Annotated in this window: 5 protein-coding genes; all 5 read right to left on the bottom strand. The window is 44.3% G+C overall.

The annotated features are described in order from the left end of the window. On the bottom strand, positions 1 to 345 hold a 345-nt coding region (locus LC574_RS25360; protein ID WP_229456306.1), incomplete at its 3' end, for a DUF4915 domain-containing protein. Between the two features lie 205 nt (positions 346 to 550). Further along, on the bottom strand, positions 551 to 1,858 hold the full coding sequence (locus tag LC574_RS25355) for an MFS transporter (protein WP_229456305.1): 1,308 nt from the start codon (positions 1,856 to 1,858) through the stop codon (positions 551 to 553). Between the two features lie 28 nt (positions 1,859 to 1,886). Further along, positions 1,887 to 2,768, bottom strand: coding sequence for an SDR family oxidoreductase (locus tag LC574_RS25350; RefSeq protein ID WP_229456304.1), 882 nt, complete (start codon positions 2,766 to 2,768; stop codon positions 1,887 to 1,889). A gap of 151 nt (positions 2,769 to 2,919) precedes the next feature. After that, positions 2,920 to 4,035 (bottom strand): amidinotransferase, encoded by a 1,116-nt coding sequence (locus tag LC574_RS25345; protein WP_229456303.1) that lies wholly within the window; start codon positions 4,033 to 4,035, stop codon positions 2,920 to 2,922. Between the two features lie 23 nt (positions 4,036 to 4,058). Beyond that, positions 4,059 to 5,241 (bottom strand): pyridoxal phosphate-dependent aminotransferase family protein (locus LC574_RS25340; RefSeq protein WP_229456302.1); only part of this gene is annotated, 1,183 nt, incomplete at its 5' end.

The raw sequence follows: 5,241 nt of genomic DNA, 5'->3' as shown, positions 1-5,241 counted from the left end.
GTGAATATCTAAGTCTCCGGTAAAGTATGACAATTGTGGTAGATAAATAGCATCGTAGTCATTATGAGATTGACCAGGCTCCAAAATATTTTTAAACCGCCACAACTGATATAAAGAACTCATGTACAAGTTGTTGCCATGAGAATATAGTCCCATGCACCGATTGAAGGTACGTTCAAATACAGATAATTTACCATCTGTTCGTAAACCGATGAATAATAGTTTTCCTGCTTGATAAGTAGTAAAAGCCAAACTCATATTTTGCTCGTACAACCAAGAAGTGAACTGGCGCGAAGCATTAATTTCTAGAGTTGGCTTTTCCTGGGTAATAGTTGCTAAACTCATGAGGTTTTACCTACAAATCATTTTGGTATTAGGAATAGAGAGCAATATGCGATGAAAAACACAAGTAAGAAAATGTAAATATTTAGAGTTCAATAAGGCAGAAGTTGGTAATAAATACTAATTTTAGTATACAAACAGAAGTGCAATTATTAATGGAATGGAAGCTAAAAGTGTAAAGAATGGATATGCCCTTGAGTGATTGTGTTTAGCTAGTTAAACCTATTGTGTCGGGTAATTCTTTTTCAACAAATCTTAAACGCGGAAATTGCCAGGCATAAATGCTCATGAACACTGTTAAGCATCCTACAATCATGACCAAGAGACGCATTCCCTGCCCAGGTCCAACACCAATAACTTGTCCGACAGTTGGTGCCAGTAAACCATTATTTGCCATCAATGGTTCAAAAATCTGATCGGCTAAAAAACCTGTAACCCCAAAGGCTAGAGGGATAGTAGCATCCGCAAGTGTGCGGCTGAAGGCAAAAACTCTGCCTTGAACCTCGATCGCAACCTTTTTTCTAAGGATCAGTTGACTACAGCCATTAAGCGTTGCTAAACCCCAAAACGAGACAAATATAGCAATAGTTAAAGTTACAACGGTAAGATGGAAGCCTACTATTAAAACTGATAGCCCACTGATCAGTTGAGAACCCAAAACACCATAAATCAGTTTCATCTTAGCACCCCAATGACTAACCAAGAAGCTACCAACTAATATTCCCATGCTGCCAATAGAAAAAATCGTGCCCAAAGTTGTTGGAGAAGTAAATGACAGAGCCATAGGAGTAGCTATAATTTCTACCACCCCTAGCAAGAAGTTAGCACCGGCCATAAAGAACACAAGTGCCAATAACCCCACACGTTCCCGAATATAAGTCCAGCCATAAGCTGCTTCTTGCAGCACTGCACCCTTGGTCGATGGAGGTACTGCTTTAACCTCTGGGAATCGCACCACTACCAAAGTCACGAAAGCGATCGCAAAAGTAATGCAGTCAATTAGAATCACACCCCATAGTTGGATAGTATCTAGTAATACTCCTCCCAGCAAAGGAGCAACTAGACGACTAGCATCACCGATCTGCATCATGCCAGTCCCACGGCTCAAATGTTGTTTTGGTAGCAATAAAGTAGCTGCTGCCATATATGCCGGCCAGTGACAGGAGCTAAAAATAGAGTTGATGACAACCGCTCCATAGATATGCCAAACTGCCAGACGTTCGTTAACAATAAGATAGGCAATCACCAAAAGGGTTAAACCCGATCCTGTATCACAAACAAGCATCACCCATCTTTGATTCCAACGATCCACAAGGGTACCAGCCAGGGGTGAAAGTAGAACACTCGGCAGATAGGCAAACATGGAGATGAGCGCAAATTGAGTGATAGAGCCAGTCTGTTGGTAAACCCAAATACCCAGAACAAAGCTAGTTAGGCCGGAGCCAAGCAATGAGAGGATTTGCCCCAACCAAACGAGAATAAAAACACCCATACCCTGGGTATTGCGCTGCTCCATATTTGATAGTTTCTTCGTAAATTTAAAATTAATGAAACACAGAAATTGCCAAGCGATCAAACAGCCAATCGGGGAGAAGCCAACGAACCACAGCGATTAATTTGGCATTCCAGCCTAGTAAATAGCGAATTTTGGGTCTTTTGCTAAACAAGGCATGAGCAACCACTTTGACAGCCTGTTCAACGGGTACTCCCATTGTGTAATATCGTTGAGTATCTAAAGCGGCTTTCTCTACTGCTTTTGCCCAAGAGGGGTAGTAAAGAGCTAACTGTTCTGGTGCGACTAGACTAGACAACTTCTCAAAGGTTGCTTGGGACTTCTGCCATAGGGGGGTAACCACAACGGCGGGTTCAATCAGTGCTACTTTAATGTTCCAAGGAGCCAACTCTAGCCGCAGGGCATCAGACAATGCTTCGATCGCATATTTAGTAGCGCAGCCACTACCGACAATTGGAAATACGCACCGACCATTAATCGAACTAATATTCACAATTCGGCCTTGCGATCGCCTTAACAGAGGCAAGCAAGCCTTAATCATAGATAAATAGCCAAAGTAGCCAACATCCATTTCTTGACGCACCCACTCCAATGGCAAAAGCTCAAAAGGTCCAATGTATTCCTGAGCGGCATTATTTAATAAACCGTTCAGCAATACATCCTGCTGACATAGGGCCGCACTGATCTGAGCTACTGCTGCTTCAATCGTAGCTAAATCGGTAACATCGAGCAGTACCGGAGTAATATTGTCTCCGGCTTCCTGTTGTAATGCTGCTCCTTTGTCGAGATCCCTGACTCCTGCAAATACCCAAAACCCTTGCTTTGCAAATGTTTTAGCACAGGCGGCTCCTATCCCACTGGAGGCAGCAGTAATGAAAATGGCGGACTTTACTGGGGAGACTGGAAAGTGCATAAATCTATATCGTGAAGAAGGCAGGAGGTTTTTCTTGCAGTGTAAGCTTCTCTTTGAGAGATGCACTAGCGTTCAGACCTATACTGATTGCACTACACAAATCAGAGATTTTGAGTAGGCTTAAACCCTTGCTCCTTGTGCTTCCTGGCTCTCAAAAGTAGGATTGCAAACCGCCACTGCGACGAATATCTAAGGTAGCACAGTGAAACGACCCTGCAAAGGGATAATAGTTTTCAAACGAGCAGGGAATTGGAACAAAGCCCCAATTTTTAAGTGCTTGAATCATTGGCTCCTGAGATTTTTCCACAATCACCCGCTCGTGATCTAACATCAACATATTCATATTTGCCCAGCCGCTGATGACACCTAATTTGTTGGTGGATGTAAATAGTGGGTAGGGAGCCACTAATATGTCCCAACTATTGAGAATCTTAGGCAGGGCTGAGATGTCCAAAAATTCTGGATTGACCAGAACTTTCCCTGGAGCCAGGGGCATAAAGGTCGTGTCAATATGCATAGCCTGGGGACAGCGAGACTCCAACAGATGAATGCGGTATTCTTCTCCCAGATGACGTTGCAACCATTCAATCCCCAAGCTATTTGTGACATGACTCTTTTGAGCAAACAAATCCCGACCACACCGCACAAAGTCTGCTGCATCAAAGGTTGGCTCAAATTCGGTAGTTACAAACCGCATTGGTTCGCCATCTTCAGCCACCTGGTAATTCGGGTCATACTGATCGTCCAGGAGCCGGGGCTTAGGAGCTGCCACCCATTGCGCTCCCTGCTTAAAGTAATCTCTGAGCAGCGATCTATAAGGCCAGCTTTCAAAATAACGTCCTCGATCGGCCATTGGCGCTTCAATGATTTGATTGCCAACAACTATAAAAACGTCGCGGGGGTTTGCCGCACAAAACCCATTATCGATCTGCCAAGCCGGGGTGGAATAGGGAGCTGCAAAGTCCATACGATCAGGTCTTCGGACAATCACACCCTCTGCCTCCAGGATATGTACGAATTCGTCCAGGCATTTTTTTGCAGCAGTCACAAACTCTGTGGGGTAAGCGACACCTCCTTCCCCAACAATCTCTTCCACCGTGTCCCACGCACCCGGAGGAACAGTCCATTGATTAATAGTGTTCCAAGATGGAAACATGGCATCGTCAACAATCCCAACAATCACCTCTTCCAATGGATCCCATTCGTTGTAAGAATTAACTACGCATGTGCTAGAAATGAGCGTGGTTTTATCGATTGATTGTGTCATAAGGAAATATTCTATTAAGTTAGCTAGTTTTTTGTGGTGATTAGTTCATTTGACATTTGAGTGTGAATATCTTTGAGAGCAACCAGTACTTGATCTATTTCAATCTCGGTATTGGCCGCAGTGATCGAAAACCGCAAGATACTGCGATTGTAGGGAACAGCGGGGAAAATACCCGGAGTGATAAGTATTCCATACTTCCATAGTGTTTTACAGGCAGCGATGGCCGATTCGACAGATCCCACCACGACACTAACGATCGGGAAGGAGCCTTGGTTATCGACTTCAAACCCAATTTTTCTGGCTGAGATCACTAGCTTTTGCGTCAGGTGATAGATATGTTGTCGTAACATTTCTCCTTCTTGTAGATTGACCTCCAGTCCGGCGATCGCACTGGCCAAGCTGGCCACTGGCGAAGGCCCCGAAAATATCGCTGTCCAAGCAGTTGACAGCATTCTCTTCATTTTGGCATCAGTACAGGTGACAAAAGCGCCAAAGGAAGAAAAAGCTTTTGACAGTCCTGCACAGTAAACAATGTGATCCTCGGCGTATTGCAATCCAAAATGATTGACAATACCGTTGCCAAACTGACCATAAGGCATTTCTGGGGTGGGATTTTCACCCACTAGGCCAAAGCCATGAGCATCATCAACATAAATTGTGGCATCGTATTGCTTGGCTAAGCTTACGTAGGATGGCAAGTCGGCATAATTAGCCGACATTGAATAAACGCCGTCGATCGCAATTAGCTTCACTGGTGCATTGGCATAACGCTTTAGCTTGTCAGCCAAATCATCTAAATCATTGTGCCTGTAATTTATGACCTTTGCACCATCTTGTTGAGCCAGACGACAGGCTTCAGAAACAGAGCGGTGGGCTGCATTGTCAATGAAAATTATACCCTCTTTTCCTGCCAACATCGGAATCACCCCCATGTGAAGTAGTGTCAAGGCCGGAAATACCAGAACATCGGGTGCTTTCACCAAATTGGATAGTGCTTTCTCCAATATGCGATAGAGGTCGGGAGAAGCCACGGCTCTTGACCAACTCGGATGAGTCCCCCATTTACTAATGGCCGGAGCAATAGCTTCTTGTACTTGCGGATGCAAATCTAATCCCAAATAGTTGCAAGAAGCAAAGTCGCAAATCCAGTGTCCATCGATTAAAACCTGACGGTTTTGTTGTTTTGTAACTTGTTTAAGAAGATCG

The organism is Nostoc sp. CHAB 5715, from assembly GCF_020829685.1.
Lineage (GTDB): Bacteria > Cyanobacteriota > Cyanobacteriia > Cyanobacteriales > Nostocaceae > Nostoc.
This window is presented reverse-complemented; position numbering and strand designations above follow the sequence as displayed.